General features: G+C 42.7%; 14 protein-coding genes. 5 read left to right on the forward strand and 9 right to left on the reverse strand.

The features are described from left to right. Positions 1-214 precede the first annotated feature (214 nt). The 9 genes from R2S57_RS04985 to R2S57_RS05025 all read right to left on the reverse strand — a co-directional run bounded on the left by R2S57_RS04985 (position 215) and on the right by R2S57_RS05025 (position 8,042). Positions 215-1,030, reverse strand: a complete 816-nt coding sequence (locus R2S57_RS04985) for an AraC family transcriptional regulator (RefSeq protein WP_316843977.1) — start codon at positions 1,028-1,030, stop codon at positions 215-217. Positions 1,031-1,107: 77 nt separating this feature from the next. Continuing rightward, complete coding sequence (locus tag R2S57_RS04990; protein ID WP_316843978.1) at positions 1,108-1,473, reverse strand: hypothetical protein; 366 nt, start codon at positions 1,471-1,473, stop codon at positions 1,108-1,110. A gap of 40 nt (positions 1,474-1,513) precedes the next feature. Beyond that, complete coding sequence (locus R2S57_RS04995; RefSeq protein ID WP_316843979.1) at positions 1,514-1,942, reverse strand: hypothetical protein; 429 nt, start codon at positions 1,940-1,942, stop codon at positions 1,514-1,516. A gap of 49 nt (positions 1,943-1,991) precedes the next feature. Continuing rightward, on the reverse strand, positions 1,992-2,720 hold the full coding sequence (locus tag R2S57_RS05000; RefSeq protein WP_316825937.1) for an SDR family oxidoreductase: 729 nt from the start codon (positions 2,718-2,720) through the stop codon (positions 1,992-1,994). Positions 2,721-3,638: 918 nt separating this feature from the next. Further along, entirely contained in the window at positions 3,639-3,872 is a 234-nt protein-coding gene (locus tag R2S57_RS05005; RefSeq protein WP_316843980.1) for a hypothetical protein, read from the reverse strand. A gap of 31 nt (positions 3,873-3,903) precedes the next feature. Further along, positions 3,904-4,851 (reverse strand): DUF5777 family beta-barrel protein, encoded by a 948-nt coding sequence (locus R2S57_RS05010; RefSeq protein WP_316843981.1) that lies wholly within the window; start codon positions 4,849-4,851, stop codon positions 3,904-3,906. Between the two features lie 6 nt (positions 4,852-4,857). Then, entirely contained in the window at positions 4,858-5,400 is a 543-nt protein-coding gene (locus R2S57_RS05015; protein WP_316843982.1) for a YceI family protein, read from the reverse strand. A gap of 55 nt (positions 5,401-5,455) precedes the next feature. Then, the gene (locus R2S57_RS05020) at positions 5,456-5,809 is read right to left on the reverse strand and encodes a hypothetical protein (RefSeq protein WP_316843983.1); all 354 of its coding nucleotides are present in this window, start codon (positions 5,807-5,809) and stop codon (positions 5,456-5,458) included. Positions 5,810-6,875: 1,066 nt separating this feature from the next. Then, positions 6,876-8,042 (reverse strand): 6-bladed beta-propeller, encoded by a 1,167-nt coding sequence (locus tag R2S57_RS05025; protein ID WP_316843984.1) that lies wholly within the window; start codon positions 8,040-8,042, stop codon positions 6,876-6,878. Between the two features lie 358 nt (positions 8,043-8,400). Here R2S57_RS05025 and R2S57_RS05030 point away from each other — a divergent pair, with 358 nt between their 5' ends. The 5 genes from R2S57_RS05030 to R2S57_RS05050 all read left to right on the forward strand — a co-directional run bounded on the left by R2S57_RS05030 (position 8,401) and on the right by R2S57_RS05050 (position 16,521). Further along, positions 8,401-9,258: a helix-turn-helix domain-containing protein gene (locus R2S57_RS05030; protein WP_316843985.1), complete on the forward strand. Its 858-nt coding sequence runs from the start codon at positions 8,401-8,403 to the stop codon at positions 9,256-9,258. A gap of 366 nt (positions 9,259-9,624) precedes the next feature. After that, on the forward strand, positions 9,625-10,236 hold the full coding sequence (locus R2S57_RS05035; RefSeq protein WP_316843986.1) for an RNA polymerase sigma-70 factor: 612 nt from the start codon (positions 9,625-9,627) through the stop codon (positions 10,234-10,236). A gap of 117 nt (positions 10,237-10,353) precedes the next feature. Then, positions 10,354-11,487, forward strand: a complete 1,134-nt coding sequence (locus R2S57_RS05040) for a FecR family protein (protein ID WP_316843987.1) — start codon at positions 10,354-10,356, stop codon at positions 11,485-11,487. A 251-nt stretch (positions 11,488-11,738) separates the two neighbouring features. Further along, entirely contained in the window at positions 11,739-15,029 is a 3,291-nt protein-coding gene (locus R2S57_RS05045) for a SusC/RagA family TonB-linked outer membrane protein (protein WP_316825946.1), read from the forward strand. Positions 15,030-15,039: 10 nt separating this feature from the next. Then, positions 15,040-16,521 (forward strand): RagB/SusD family nutrient uptake outer membrane protein, encoded by a 1,482-nt coding sequence (locus tag R2S57_RS05050; RefSeq protein WP_316843988.1) that lies wholly within the window; start codon positions 15,040-15,042, stop codon positions 16,519-16,521. Positions 16,522-16,603 lie beyond the last annotated feature (82 nt).

Consider the following 16,603-nt stretch of genomic DNA (forward strand, 5'->3'; position numbering starts at 1 on the left):
GTTGCCTGCTTCAGTGTTTCACAAACGCTGCCGATATGGCCAGTTGCTTTTTGCTTTTACAGCGGGTCTTTTTTGGTAGGGCTGTTCGATTCTTCCCCCGGCTTCCTGTAGTGACAGGCTGGTGTGATCGGCAGCGTTCTGTCTCTGCAGGAAGGGGCAGGCCTTGATTAAGTCTGATAAGGTTTTACGGACTTTAGCCCATGGACTGTATTTATTAATATGCATTCATCGGAAGCTGGTTCGGAGATACCCCATATTTCTTTTTAAATGTAAAAGAGAAGTGGGAGAGATCCTCAAAACCAACTTCCAGGTAAACCTCTGTGGGTTTTTTCTTTTTTTCCGCCAGATGGTGGTAGGCAAGTTCAAGCCTTTTATCGGTGAGCCATTTTTGAGGTGTGGTATTGAAGAGTTTTTTGAAGTCCCGGTTAAAGGTCGACAGGCTTCGCCCGGTCAGATAACCCAATTTTTCCAGCGACATATTGAACATAAAGTTACGTTGCATAAAACTGATGAGATCGATTTTTCCCGGCGCATCAAAATTGGCCAGTACATTGTCAACCTCGGGATCTATAGCGCGCAGGATACTGATTGCCTCGGATATCTTTAATGAGGCAAGCGCCTCCGGAAATTCCCCCTCGATATTGAAATAGGGGATCAATGAGGCCAGGCAGCTTTCCAGGAACGGATGGTTCTGGAAACTGTAAATTTTTTCCTCGGGCTGGCTCCTCCTTGTAATGTCTATTTTATCATAGAAACGTTTAAGCCGTTCGGTAGAAAGGTGCATAACCACAGTTTTGTGCGGAAGGCCGTTTTTTGGGTAGTTGATGACCGTGGCCAACTGGTTGCGCGGGATCAGGAAAATGTCCCCCGTCTTGAAAAAAAATGTCCGGTCAGCCTGGATGATCTTTGTTTCACCTGAAATAAACCAGATCAGCATGTGGTCTTCAAACATCAGTTCAGACTTGAACAGCTTGTCCTCATAACTGGAAAGTTTGATGTCCTTGGTGAGGTATTTCGATATGTGTTCCATTGTATTAAAGTTATCTGTTTTTGATCGGTTTCTCAAAGAGAAACCCGTTTATTGTTTTTGTGTACAGTCGGCTGCTTTCAGTTTTTTGGCATCGGCAATGCCTTTTTCCGAACTGCTTTTTCCTTTATCCCTTTCGGGGGATTGAGCAGATCGGTACAGGTGATAAGGGCCAGTGAAAACAGTTTGGCAGGGTAGACCGCTATTACCACCATTAACATTACCAGCCGGGCATCGGCACTTAAAAGATTCTCATCTATAAAAATATAGCCCCAAAGGAACCGCAGTGCAACAAAGGTCACTCCCCAGAACAGGTATGTTACGCTTTCCCTTGTCCTGGTGCCCCTGTTTTTGAGGGCCGCTTTTACCGCTTTCCAGACGTACCAGTCAATGCATAATAAAATACAGGTTAGCAGCGGGGCAATTATGAATTTAACTATAACCATTGTCTTATATATTTATTTGCTGCTGAAAAATAAATTCCTACTAATAACTGAACAGATGGTTCGGGAAAAAGGCATCTGCAAAAAGGAGCGTATTCAAAAACTCCCGTTGGCTTAATATCTGTCCATCTCTTGCTGTTAAGTGGCACATGTGCAGTTGTTTATATATTCTTCCACTGCGCAAAAGTGCTTCACTTTCATACTCTGCAACAACCTCCGTTGGTGATTCCAGTACAATTTTGATGTTGCTGAACCGGAACCGTGTCGCAATCTTGAATATATTTAAGATCGTAGCCTCTACGGGTCCCCGTCCATCGATCCTGGAGGGAAGGCCCAGAGACTCCACATATGGTGCTTCAAGGTAGCCTTCAGGATCGAAATGCGATGCTGTCTTCTTCGGGTCACCGGCGGATACGCTGGCAAGAAAATCGGTTAGTAACCCTGCTGCTGATCTGTTTTTGTAGTTTTTCATTTTATTATGTTCAGGTGTTGTTTGAGACTGGCGAACCTTTTATCTTCAACTATACGCACTGGCCGCCGTCGATCAGATACTCCGATCCGGTAATGAAAGAGGAATCCCCACTGGAGAGAAAGGCCACCAGTTTTGCCACTTCTTGCGGTTTTCCAAACCTTGCCAGCGGTATGGTGCTGATCATGTGATCTTCCAGATTTTGATTAAGGCCTATTTTTTCCATAATCTCTGTAGAAATGGGCCCGGGACTCACTGCGTTTACCCTTATCCTACGGCCCGCAAGTTCAAGCGCAGCAATTTTCATGACCGCATTTAATGCTGCCTTGCTTGCAGCATACACAGATGCCTGTTGTGGTGAAATATGTGCGGACGTTGAAGACAACAGTATCACCGAGGCACCTTCGTTTAAAATCGGAATGAACTTGCTCAGCGTAAAATAGGCTCCTTTGAAATTTACATCCATAATCTCATCAAATATATTTTCAGGCATAAACTCAATAAGTGAGAATTTGCTGATCCCTGCATTTACCAGTAGGATATCTATTTTGCCAGACTTTCCCGTAACTTCGCTTACCAGTGCCTTTATATCTTCCAGGTTTGACTGATCTGCTACAATACCGGTTACGCCCAGTTCCCTGGCTGCTTTTTCAACAGCATCTCTTCTTCTTCCGGTGATGATCACCTCTGCACCGTTTTCTTTAAGTTCCTTTGCCGTAGCATATCCGATGCCGCTGTTCCCGCCTGTAATCACGGCGGTTTTTCCTTCTAAGATTTTCATTTTCTTTTTTTCTCAATTATTTTTATCCCACAGTAGCTTCCAATCGCCCGTATGGTTTGTTTTGTGAAAATTTTTCGGCCAGGGGGTCGATGTCAACATGTCTTTGCTCGCCTCCAGTACGCATTTTATATTCAGTTTATCAGCCGGTGTGGGGGTGAAGTGCTAAATTTCCAGGGTTTCCCATACTTGTAAACGATATTTTAATATCCAGATAATTATTACGTCCCATTTGCTGGTGTTTAAATGTATAGTACAAATTTAGGGAGATCAATCAGGGAGGGTTTTGTTGAGAATGTCAATTTGTTTTGTTCATACAGTCATTTTTTTTGTTCAGCGTATCATCAGGTCGTATGTAAATCAGGAAATTGTAGTATAGGGTATCTTAAAGAATTAAAAAATGGATCATTTTCCCTTACCGCGTATTACTGGGCTGTAAAATGTTAATGGTAATAACAGGTCTGTCCGGTTTTCGCCTTAAGGTTTTTGAAACTTGTTTCACCTAGGAGAGCTGGGCCCGTAAGGCAATCTCATGCGTAAATACCGGTGAGAACATTCATCCCGGTCAATGGTCCTTTTAAATTTATCCGACTAGCAGTCCGATTCTTTTAAATGCCAGTGCCATATTTTCCTGGATGCCTATCGCCCTGATCAACATGTCAAAATCGAAATGTTCCACTTACATATCCAGAACTGTAACTGTTCAATTGCAGCAGAAGCAAAGCGTTATAAAAACCCAGGTAATCAAACATGTCAGTGCCGAAAAGGTAGGGCCGATAATGAGTGTAAAATCACAGCCCGCTAAGCTCTTATTGTTTCAGATAACTAAATACCGGGAAATAGCTGCAGGGGAAAGAGGGTGTCTTCCCCTGCAGTTGAAGAAAAATTTACGCGGGAAAAAGAAAGGAAACCAGAGCGAACTTAATCTCGCTTGGAAGCCATGCCTGTAAACTGCTGTTTATCATAATAGAAGTTTCTATGGTTAATGAACGGGAGCTGAGTTCTGCACCAGGCACAGTTCCAAAAGGAGCAACGCCACCACTGGTCTGCCGGGTTCCGGTGAACCGCTTTTTTGCCACGTGCCGAAAAGCAGGTTTGCGTGCAGGCCTGGGCAATGCCCAGGCCCGGAGAATTGATAAATTCGGTTCTTTGCATGGTTGTTTCGTTTGTTTGTTCTTTGATTGATCTACTTTGCTTTCTTCTTATCAAAAGAAAATCTGCGGGCAATGCTAAATCCCCAACGGTACTGGCCCTTCAGCCAGGAAGTATTGGTATCGGTAATAAACTGCGACTCCTGTATGGCCGTCGCATTGGTAAAGTTGAGGTGGAAAATGTGCCCACCGGTTTCGAATTCCAGTCCGGCGCCAAGCGTGTTATAGAATTGATTTCCATAGGTACTTTCCAGATAAGCCTTTTTATCTTTGTCCCTGAAAGGAATGGTATAATCGGCAACAAAAGCCATCCTTTTAGTAATCTTGATGCGGCCGCCAACCGATACCGCAAACAGATCGTTCTGGTCCCCGAACACCGTAAAATTGCGGTGGATATACGAGGGCATTACCAACACTGAGAAATCTGTACTGAATTTTCTTGCGATCACCCCCTGCACCACGTATACCAGCCGGTCCTGAAATTCGCTGTAGGCATTCACCGCAGTCGGATCGGTTGATGCCTTTACGGCAGCAATGGTGGTACTGCCAAATAGCGTTACAGATACTGGTGTTTTTTCTTCCGCAGTCTGCTCCAATAACCGGTATTTTATATTGCCCTCGTACAACTGTGTAACTATGCCTGCGCCCTTTGCCCTGGCTAAACCTATCGATAGCCTGTCGCTGATACCATAATCAAAACCGATGCGGATATCCGTTGATTGGTCCAGTCCAAAAAAGTTCTTAATTCCACCGCCATTGCCAGCAATATCTCCAAACCGGTGATCTACCCTGAAATCCATTTCATTTTTGTAAATGGTCTCATTGGTCTGTATGTTAATGAGTTTGGTGGCTTTAAAGGTGGCCTTGACATTCTTTTTTTCGGCCGGCATCTGCAGGAAATTTTCTAGCGGATCCTGTGCAGAAGCAGCCATCGGTGAGCAAAGGATAAACAGGTATAAAAGCGATTTTAAATGATACTTCATAAGGTGTTATTTTTTAATTTGATAAACAGCGGTCATTTTTACCTGTATGGTTTCTGCTATCTGTTTGAAAACAAGAGTTGGAACTTTAATATTATGATCGACGAGCTTTACATTAAAGGCTGAGGCAGCCTTTATTTCTTCACCGGTAATGACCAGCGATCCCTTTACCTGGTATGCTTTGGTAACCCCATGGATCTGTAAATTGCCCTTTATTGTAATAGGGTAGGTGCCCGGTTTCGAAAAATCGATCGGTTCCACAATTTTACCCTTAAAATCCGAAGTTAGGTACTTATCGCTTTCCATGTAGTTTTCGTTAAAATGTTCCTGCATCAATTTTTTCTTAAATTGAAATGAACTGTTACTGACCTTGAAAATGATCTCGTTGGTCTTGGTGTTTATGGCCGATGCCCCGCCCTTGCTGGAGGCGTCTATATCCTCTATTGGTGTTGAAGAAAAAAATGTAGAGGTAACAGTTTTACTTACCAATATCTGTGCTTTTACGCCTGTGCATACAAACAGGGCTGTTAACATGAAAAATAATTTTTGCATCGGTATATCTGTTTAAGTTTTTAATGGATATTTTGGTTTCGCTATTGGACCTGTATTATTGCGGCATGCCTTTGTCAACCCAGGCCTGTAATAACGTCCTTTCATTTGTAGTTAAACTGCCCCCTTGCGGCATTGTCCTGGTAACCAGAACTGCATTGGCCACGCGCGCATCGTTCTTTATGGAGGCTAAGCCGTTAAGTGTCCAGATACTGCTCATAGAGCTGTTGGGCGCATGACAGCTGGAACACTTGTTTTGGAAAAGTGCACCGGCAAAGTTGGAATAGGTCACGTTTTCTGTGGTTACCGCACTTGGATCCTCGGGTATCATTTCTTCTGCCTGCTTCTTTGAACAGGCAAAAAGTAAGACAGTAAACGCGGCCAGTAGGAAGATTGAAGTTTGTTTTTTCATAGTTGCTTAATTAAAATTGGGAGTCGGTTCATTTTTTAAATTATATACTGTTTGTACGGTGAGCAGCTGGATTTTGGTTTTTGGGGGGATTGTTTTGTGCTATCGGTGATGTGCATAAAATATCGTAAATACAGTGGATGAATCGCGATAACTTGTTTTTTATCAGTCATGTCCGGTTTTTTTTTTGTTGTTTATTCTTTGTTTATCCAAAAAGCCATGTCGATTTGTCGTCAGTTGTGGCTTTTTAAATAGAATCCGTGTTAATCTTAAATGAATACGCGGTTTTTTTTGGTTTGGTTGCCTTAAAATTGAAAAAAAAAGTATAAAAACCTTTCCGTGTTTGCGTTGATATGGCTTTTGTGTAAGCTTTAAAGCTCCGGCTTTTAAATCGGAGCAACTTGGATGTCTTTAATGACGGCAGAAGCTCGATTGGCTCATTTGATTGATAGTAATATGGGAGTGGCTAAAAAAAAGACATCACCCGCTCAGACAGTTGAATGTGGAAGACCGGTTTATTTACTTCTGCCAGCAGAGGCCGTGCTCCTGTCTTTTAAAAGATAAACCTTAGTCAGTGTCAACATGTTCTGTTTGCGCTTTGCCTGAGGGGAGAGCAATGGTGCACACCGACCGGTTAGATAAAGGGCTAAGCTAAAGACCACCCTTTAATTATGAGCGGCCCCTTCCCCAGGACCGCAAGGCTCATTAACTAAAATACTGACATCGGCGGAAATCCGCTGCACGTTTCCATGTTGTTGCCATTTTTGGTTATTAAGTGACCTCACATAATAATTAGTATTATGAATTTACTCGTGAAAGCCTATTTTGGGATCGATAATACATTTAGCGCACCAGATATTTTTAAAATTTTGCTTTAAAGGCTAAGTCAGTAAGGGTTAAGGTAAATTCGCCCTGTTTAACTTTAAAAAAGATATATGGGCCGCATTCATAATAATGGATGGGCTTCGACTGGTTTTTGGGTATGCAATAATCCCGTACAAAAAAAGAAAAAATGCCATGGGCAACTTCTTTTTTTTTAAGTAGCTGTATTTTTCGGGGTATCCTACGGTCAAAAATTTCTTAATTTAAACAATACCAGAACAGCGTTTTTGCTGTATGCATTATAACCTGGCAATTGTTTCGTAAAGGATTCCAAGAAACTTGTTTGATTACTTTTTAGTATAACATTCAACTGGTCTGGCTCGACTAATAAATAAAAAAAGTCCTGGTGATTACCGTGAATACCATATAACATAAAATCTGTGAAATTTCTGACACCAAACCTATTGAGAACTTGCTTGCTTTTCTTGTTGTAGACTGTATAACACATTTCCTTCTGTAGAAAATAGGAAAAAACAATATTTTCGTTGCTTTCCCAAAACGTACTGATCCTTGCGAAATTATAATTACTTGGTGAAGGCAGGTTTTGCGAAATTGCTTTTAGAAGGTTAAAGTTGTATTTGGCAAAATCCACTTTATATGCTGGCTTACTGAAATCAGGATACTTATAAATGGCATTTTCCTGATCAATCAACAGGTTACATGAATTATCCGTTTTAAAAATATGGTTTGCAACCGTACCAGTTCTGAGACTTGCCTCATTTTCATCTTTAGCAACCGGCAAGTACCGCTTCTCCACTTTAAAGTTGCTATCGGTCTGAACGAAATAATATGGCGTACCAAAATCACTGTTCACATAGCCCTGATAAATAACAATAGCATTTTTTTTAACAAATTCACCCTCTGACGCCCAAAATGATGTTTTTTTAATGTCTTTTAATTTATTTTTTTTGAATGTTGCGACAATTCTATTTCCAGTGTCTATAAATGTGATTTCATCATGCGCTATAAAAAAACTGCTCGCCTCTAGGACTAGGTTATCCTCTGTCTTATATTTGGATAAATCTACCACATACCGTAAAGTACCTTCCTGGCTAAAGCAGTAAAATTTATTCTGGATTACATCCAAAAGATAAATGTGATTGCCTGTAATTTTCACATGCTTGAAATCTATAGTATTTTCCTTAGCTTGGTACCCCTTCAATTCAACACATTTAAAGTCAAGCAGAAAGTCATCCGCTATAATATCAGATTTTAAAACATCTGGTATTGAAATAACCCCATGGTTTATTTTTGAGCCTTTATCTATCCTTTTTTCATTCTTGGGACTTCTGGAACAGGCAAGAACAAAGAAAAAAAACAGTATTCCGCAGATCTTAATTAAATTATTATTCATCTTCAAGTTTTAAACCGGGCAGGTTAATTCAATTATAAAATTTAAATTGCCTATCCTGGATTGTTTATTTATCAGCTTATCTTTATATAATACATTCTGTATGTATTGAAAATGTTCATCATTCCAACAGTACTAGCTTTAAAGCGACGCCAGTTCCATCAGTTGAACATTCGAAAAAGTCTTATTTATTTTCCAAATAACACAAACTTTTCTAAGGTTGATTTAGTACTTTCCGTGTAATTTTTAATACTTTTATCATACATCAACATTTGAAATGCCCTCAGCGATGAAAACACACTCCGATATGGTTCCTTTACTGGAAACGATAGCTGATTTCTTTAAGGCTTATGGTATTGATATGGAACTGGAAGGGGAGTTTGCCTGCATCAGATTGGAGGATCAAAAGGGTGAAAAGTTGAAACATATGCCCTTAAGCAGGACAAATTTCTACCGCATCATCCATCTGGAATCATCCCACCTAATTCACATTGAGGGAGACAAAAAAGTAAAAGTAGGGCTTAATAGGTTAATTTTCAGCTACCCGGGGAAACTCGAATCCTGGTCGAGGACTGGGAAATTAAAAGGGACTGTCATCTATTTTACCAGGAATTTCATTGACATGGATGTCAGCCATCCAAAATATTTTGACAGTTTCCCGTTCTTTGACCCGCTAAAATCTGTCCCTCTCGGCTTACAGCCCCCAGAGGCAGCAGGATTAAAATTTATCGTGGATGAGATGATACTGGAGATGCGCTCCAACAGGCCCGATAAATTTGAAATGGCTAAAAAGTTGCTTGCCATTTATCTGCTAAAGATAAAGCGCATACATCTTGCCATCGCGGAGGACTGCTCGTCGCCCGGGAATAAAAACCAATATTTATATACCCAGTTCCTGGAAGTTTTAGAGTGTTACATGAGACAGTTGGCAGCAGGTGAAAAGCAGGTCATGCCCTCGGCATCATTGTTAGCGGAACTACTTAATGTTACCCCTAACCGGCTTAATAAAAATATTATGGAAATCAGGCAGCAGACAACTTCCTCGGTAATACAGGAAAAAGTATTGAAGGATGCCAAGACCTATTTACTGAATACCTCATTCCAGGTGTCGGAAATCGCCTATAAACTTGGTTTTGAGAATCTGTCCTATTTCAACAGGTTTTTTAAAAAATTCACTGGGATTACACCTACACTGTTCCGGCAGCACGCTATATCATAGTGCGCAGATAAGCTTTGAAGCGCCTTTTAGGCTTTCCCGAGATAGAAATGTCTCCGTCTGTTTCCTGAGGTGTTAAGAAAGATAAGAGCACCTGTTTCAGTGAAAACGGTTTAAAATTAAGTGATTTATGAATTGACAACAGATTCGATCCGTGTTTACTGTATTCAGGCTGGGTAGGGACTTCATAACATATATTCCAGCGTTTATATTCCGGCAATAAATCCTTATTGATCGACTATTTGCGTGAAATGCCATTATTTTTCTTTTAATTTATAGCGTTTTACAGATGTCGGTGCTAATTTTGCTAAATTTAGCCTGCACTTCCGGTTTTTACTCAGCACTTAAATTTATAATGATAAAATTTCAGTGGAATTATCTAAAAAGTATAGTGATCCCAATAGTACTATGATTTTCTATGACAAGCTTAGTGATAAAGAGCTTGCTGTTCTGCTTAGCAATAAGGACAGGTCGGCTTTTACAGAAATTTATAACCGTTATAAGGCTGTTCTGTTCCTGCATTCTTTAAGGATGCTGAAGGATGACCTCGAGGCCGAAGACCTCGTTCATGATCTCTTTTCGGCGCTGTGGACCCGTGCTGAAAAGTACAATATAGAAACCCCATTGAACTACTATCTGTACCGGTCGGTGAAAAACCGGGTCCTGGATGTGTTCGCGCACAAAAAAGTTCAAAACAAGCACATGGAATCGCTGCAGGAAATTATAGAAAGCGGTTCCTATATTACCGACAATACCATCAGGGAAAAGGAACTTGGTAAACTGATTGAAAGGGAAATCACGCTGTTGCCAAAGAAAATGCGCGAAATCTTTGAGATGAGCAGAAACCAGAACCTATCACACGCGCTGATCGCGGCCGAACTGAATATTTCTGATAAAACGGTAAAAAAACAGATTAACAATGCCATAAAAATCCTTCGCAATAGGCTTGATTTATATGTGTTTTTTAATTTCTTTTTATAAAGGGGGGACGCTTTTATCCTGCTTTAAGATAATGTTAATTTTTTTTTAAAATAAAACTACTACCAGGGACATACTTATCCGTATTGCTATTATAAGGTAATAAAATACCTTCCCTATATGTCTACCACAAAAGCAAAGGAATTACTGGAAAAGTACAGATCAGGAATGTTAAGCCCTGAGGAGATGGCCATCCTGGATACCTGGTATCTTAGAACTGCCGCTCAGGAAGACCTGATTATCGAGGAGGCGGGGTTTGAAGATAACCTGGACCGGGTCTGGGACCGCTTGTCGGTAAATCATTCCCAGCCTGTAAAAAGAAAATTACTATCTTTTCCGCGCCTCGCTGCGGCGGCAATACTGTTGGTTTTGTGCAGTTTCGGTCTTTATTTTTATCTCAACAGGACTAAAGTGGATAACCAGATCGCCTCATCAGATAAACATTTTAAAAATGACATCAGACCTGGTGGAAACCGGGCCCTGCTTACCCTTGGGGACGGAAGTGAAATTGTTCTTGATGATGCATCCAACGGACAGCTTGCCATCCAATCTGGGGTCAGGATCACAAAAACAGCCGAGGGAAGACTGCTTTACAGCGTTGCCGATACCCATTCATCTGGCCTGCCTACCTTCAATACCATCAGCACCCCAAAGGGTGGGGCTTATCAGATTGAACTTCCCGATGGGACCAGGGTGTGGCTTAATGCCGGCTCCTCGTTAAAATTCCCTGCAAACTTTCCATCCAGCGAACGTAAAGTAGATCTCCAGGGGGAGGCTTATTTTGAGGTCGCCAAAAACGCCTTAAAACCCTTTAAAGTGGAATGTAACAGGCAGGAAATAACGGTTTTGGGTACACATTTCAATGTAAATGCCTATGCGAATGAAAAACAGATCAAAACAACGCTATTCGAGGGCGCAGTTCGCCTAAATGCAAAAGGGGCGGTATCCAGGGCTTTGAAACCAGGAGAAGAGGCCGCTTTCAGTTCAGGTAAATTTTTGATATCCCGAACCAATGGTGAAGAATCGATCGCCTGGAAAAAGGGTATTTTTCAGTTTGAGGATGCAGATATCGCAACCATTATGAGGCAGCTCGAAAGGTGGTATAATGTGGAAGTAGAGTACCGGGGAAATATTTCTGAAGATACCTTCAGGGGTAAGATTTCCAGAAATGTGAACCTTTCCCAGGTGCTGGAGATTTTAGAAGTCGGTGGAGTTAAGTTCGATATCGAAGGCAAAAAAATTATAGTTAATTAAACCTAACCCATTTTGAAAGGAGAACACCAATATCGTTAAAAAACAGAGCTAATCCTGTTGTGGGACAACCACAACCCGGTCTGTCAGAAAAACCGGAAAGTGCTACCAACACGATCCGGCTAAAAGCTTAGGCAAACCTCATTACAGTCTTATCATTCAACCAAACAAGTAAACCCAAACTAACCAAAAGTATGCAAATTTCTACTTTGTATCAACCGCATTATGTGCGGTTCAAAAAACTATTTATGATAATGAAATTGACAACTGTCATCATGATCATCGGCTGTATGCACCTAAACGCGGCAGTATTCAGTCAGAATATCAATGTCAGCGAAAAGAGCATTAAACTTGAAAAACTGCTGGACGCCCTGGAAAGCCAGAGCGGCTATACCTTTTTTTATAAAAAGGCCCTAATTAAATCCTTATCGGTCATTAATGTTGAGCTTAGGGATGCGACCATCCAACAGGCGATGGATAAAAGTCTGCAGGGCCTGCCGCTTTATTATAAAATAGTCGGAAATACAGTGGTCATAAAGCCCGCAGAAGTAATTAAGGTATCCGAAATAAAGCACATCCCCAGTGCATTCCTGGGCAGGGTAACCGATGAAAACGATAAACCTATGCCAGGGGTAAGTGTGCGCATCAAAGAAAGCAACATTGCGACCCTCACCAATAATGCAGGGGAATATACCATTATTGTACCTGTTCCGGATAAACAGATCCTGCAGTTCAGCTTTGTTGGCTATGAAACGAAGGAAATTAGTATAGTGGGACTCAAGAATCCGGTATTGGTGAAGCTAAAGGTGAGTATCAGTAACCTTGACCAGGTACAGGTGCTTGCTTATGGGACAACCTCCAGAAGGACCAGCACTGGTAATGTGTATACCCTCAAAGCAGAGGATATTGCCAAAAGTCCGTCAAGAAATGTTCTGGAGATCATCCAGGGGCAGGTTCCCGGACTGTTTGTCCAGCAACAGAGCGGGCTTCCAGGAAGTCCGTTCAATGTTTTGATCCGCGGAAAGAGCACTTTCGGGGACAGTCAGCCGCTTATCGTTGTCGATGGGGTTACCTATCCATCGGGAAACCTGCCCAAGTATTACATATCTGGCGGAAACGAAGGCGTGGGGAGTATATTAAGGGGCGGTAATGCACTTGATTATATCGATCCCTCAATCATAGAAAGTATAGATATTTTAAAAGATGCCGATGCGACCTCCATTTATGGGTCCCGCGGTGCCTATGGTGTGATTTTGATCACTACCAAAAAAGGTAAGGCCGGTAAACCGGTTTTGAACGTGAACGTTTCCTCCGGGCTGACTGTCCGCGGATCGTCCCCGGAAATGCTCAATACCCAGGATTACCTGATGCTTAGACGCGAGGCGCTGAGGAACGATGGCACTAATCCCAATCCGGCCCTGGACCTGGACCTGACCACATGGCCAACGGACCGTTACACGGACTGGGTTAAAGAATTTTCGGGAAATTATGCAAATGTAAACCGTGCAAATGCTTCCTATTCAGGTGGCAGCGAGAATATCAATTTCCTGGTTAGCGGAAATTACCGCAAACAGAACAGCATCCAGATCGGTAGCGGCTCGACGCGTGATGGGGGCATCAATGTTAGCCTGGGAACAACCACTCCCGATAAGAAATTTTCACTCAACGTGAATGCCTCTTACAATTCGACTACCGATGATGCGGTACCTTTTGATTTCAGTCAGGGTGCCAGCAGCACACTGGCCCCCAATGCACCGCCTCTTTTTTTGCCTAACGGTAGATTGAACTGGGAGACCAACCAGAACCCTGCCGCGGCAACGAACATCATCTATAAAAGTGTTTCCAATAACCTGATTTCAAGCGCTCAACTGTCCTATAAACCTATCAATGGATTGGCCTTTAATGCGACAGTGGGCTACAACAACATCTCAGGAAAAGAACTCCGGGCACAGCCATCGGCTTATTACAATCCATCGACCAACTATATTACCACCAGTACAATGAACCTCTATACGGTAAGAACTTTTACCGTGGATCCCAATGTAAGTTACGAAATCGCCCTGGGCAAAGGAAAACTTTCAGCTAAAACAGGGTTTACCCTGCAGGACCAGTTGACTTATTCCAATCAAGTGACCGGAAACAATTTTCTTTCCGATGATATGGTTTATAATCCATCATTTGCAGATGCCCTCACAGCAACCGGTCAGCCTAATATAACGACGGTTTACAACCAGACCCCCAATAAGTATATTGGCTTCTTTGGTAACCTGAATTATAACTGGGCGAACAAATATATCCTTAACGTAAGTGCCCGATATGATGGCTCTACCAAATTCGGTGAAAACAAACAGTTCGGCTGGTTCGGGTCATTTGGCGCTTCATATATTATCAGCGAGGAGGAGTGGTTTAAAAATGCCCTTCCATTTGTTTCGTTTGCGAAAATCAGGGGAAGTTATGGTAACCAGGGCGGAGATAATATTCCAAACTATGGCTACCTAACAACCTATAGCAGGTCTGGACTGCTTTACCAGGGCAATCTTGGGCTCCAGGCAGATGCCCTGGCCAACCGCGAACTGCACTGGGAGCGCAATACAAAAGGCGAGGTAGGCGTTTCGATAGAATTTTTTAAAGGCAGGCTGTATTTCGATGCGACCTATTACCGCAACCGCGCTTCAGACCAGCTGACCAGTCAGCCTTTGTCATCAGTCACCGGATTTAACTCCAGGTTGATTAATTCGCCGGCAGAGGTCAGAAATACAGGCTATGAGTTTGTACTGAATTCTAAAAACATCAATGGAAAGGATTTTTCATGGGCGACGACTTTTAACATCAGCTTTCAGAAAAACAATTTGCTTGCCTACCCCGGAATAGAAACGGCTGTAACAAATTTTAATTATGAAATCGGCAAATCGATCAACGGAATTAAGGTTTTTAATTTTGATGGCGTAGATCCCAATACCGGCCTATATAATTTTATCAACCGTAACGGTGTCCGTGGAACATTCAGGCCCCTGGTCGATCCGGTTTCCCTGGATCCAAATCTTGACCGTACGGAATTTATCGACCTCACACCTAATTTTTTTGCAGGGCTCCAGAACACCCTACGGTACAAAAATATTTCCCTCGATTTTAATTTTTCCCTTACCAGCAGGATGGGAAAAAACTTCCTGGGCTCACAGCAGTTCAGCCCCGGGCAAAGGAACAATACTTCTGTCATTGCCCTGGAGCGTTGGCAAAATCCGGGCGATGTTACCGGGGTGCCAAAAGCATCTGCCGGTCTTGGTGCGCTATTCAGTCAGAATAATTTCATCAGCAGTACGGGTGCCTATAGTGATGCCACTTATTTAAGGTTGAATAGCCTGAGTCTTTCCTATGCACTTCCGACTGCATTTCTGCAAAAAATACGCATCAAGGGCCTTAACCTGACTTTGCAGGGTTCTAACCTTTTCACCATTTCGAAATACGGCGACCTGGATCCTGAAAACCTGGGTGCGGGCATGGCACCTTTAAGGTTTTTTACCGCTGGACTTAACTTAACCCTTTAAAATCTGGAACATGAAAATTCACGATATAAACAATAAAAAACTGATCCGTAGCTTTTTCTTTATCGGATTGTTATCCCTGTTATCTACTTCGGGCTGTAAAAAGTTTCTAGAAATACCATTGCCCGCAAGCAGTATCGCAAATGAGGCAGCCTATTCTACCGATAGATCCTCAGCTGCAACAATAAATAACATCCTGGGCAATCTCTCCAATAATGCCATGTTTGATGGGACCGGCATAGCCTATAAATCTGGCCTGTACACTGACGAGCTTCAGAACCTTAACAGCGCAAGCGCGGTTAACCAGCCTTACTATACAAACCTGCTCCAGCCGGTAGATGCCGGTCAGTTATGGATCCAGCTTTACAAACAGATCTATAATGCCAACCTGGCCATTGAGGGGATCACCGCTTCAGAAACACTCAACAGAAAAAACCAGTGGCTTGGAGAAGCTTATTTCTTAAGGGCTTATCTGTATTTTTATCTGGTCAATCTGTACGGAGATGTTCCTTTGAGCTTGACAAGTGACTTTTTGATCAGTAACAGGTTGCCGCGAAGTCCGCGGGCCCAGGTTTATCAAAGTATCGTCAGTGACCTCACCCAGGCACAGTCCCTTCTGACCCCTGAATATCGGGACGGTGCAGGCGCTATCACAACACTGAAAGGAAGGCCCAATAAATTTACCGCCCAATCTTTGTTGGCAAGGGTTTATCTTTATACAGGTGAGTGGGCAAAAGCAGAGGAGCAGGCAACAGCTGTTATCGCAAACACTGCTTATATCTTGCTTCCTGCTGTGGATATTGATAAAGTATTTTTGGCCGCAAGTGCTGAGACAATATTCGCCTTAGTTCCGGTCGGTGTATCCCCGGAAAAGGATTATCTGGTCTATACCAATACCATGCCCGCCACAATCCCCGCAACATCATCGTTTCTCACTTATGGCGTAAATGCCTCTATGAGCCCATCTCTCTATGGTTCCTTCGAGGTGAATCCGGTAACCGGGGCCGATGACAGAAGGAAAACGTTTTGGACAAGAACATCGACCAGACCGGCCACCCCGCCTGCATCTGCAGAAACAGGTTATTTTCCATTTAAGTATAAATCATCGGTCAGCGGTACTGAATACATTGTACTCTTTCGCCTGGCAGAACAGTTTTTAATCAGGTCAGAAGCCAGGGCAAGGTTAAATAACCTGGATGGTGCCAAATCTGACCTGAACAGGATCAGGGACCGTGCAGGTTTAAGCCCGACCAGTGCTTCCACTCAGGGAGATCTGCTCAGCGCTGTAATGCAGGAACGCCGTATAGAACTTTTTTCAGAATGTGGTCACCGCTTTTTTGATCTTAAAAGGACCGCCAGCATTGATGCGGTCATGAGTGCAGAAGTAGCCCTTAAAGGAGGCGGCATTGTATGGAACAGCAATAAAGCGCTTTGGCCGATCAACAGTGACGATATCCGGGCGAACCCCGCAATCGTCCAGAATCCGGGATACTAAAATACTTGAATATTCCTTCCTTAAACCAGCGGACCGGCTGCCACTGTTCCGCTGGTAATGGGATTCTTTTCCCTAATCTTTA

The organism is Pedobacter psychrodurus (assembly GCF_032678585.1).
Lineage (GTDB): Bacteria > Bacteroidota > Bacteroidia > Sphingobacteriales > Sphingobacteriaceae > Pedobacter > Pedobacter psychrodurus_A.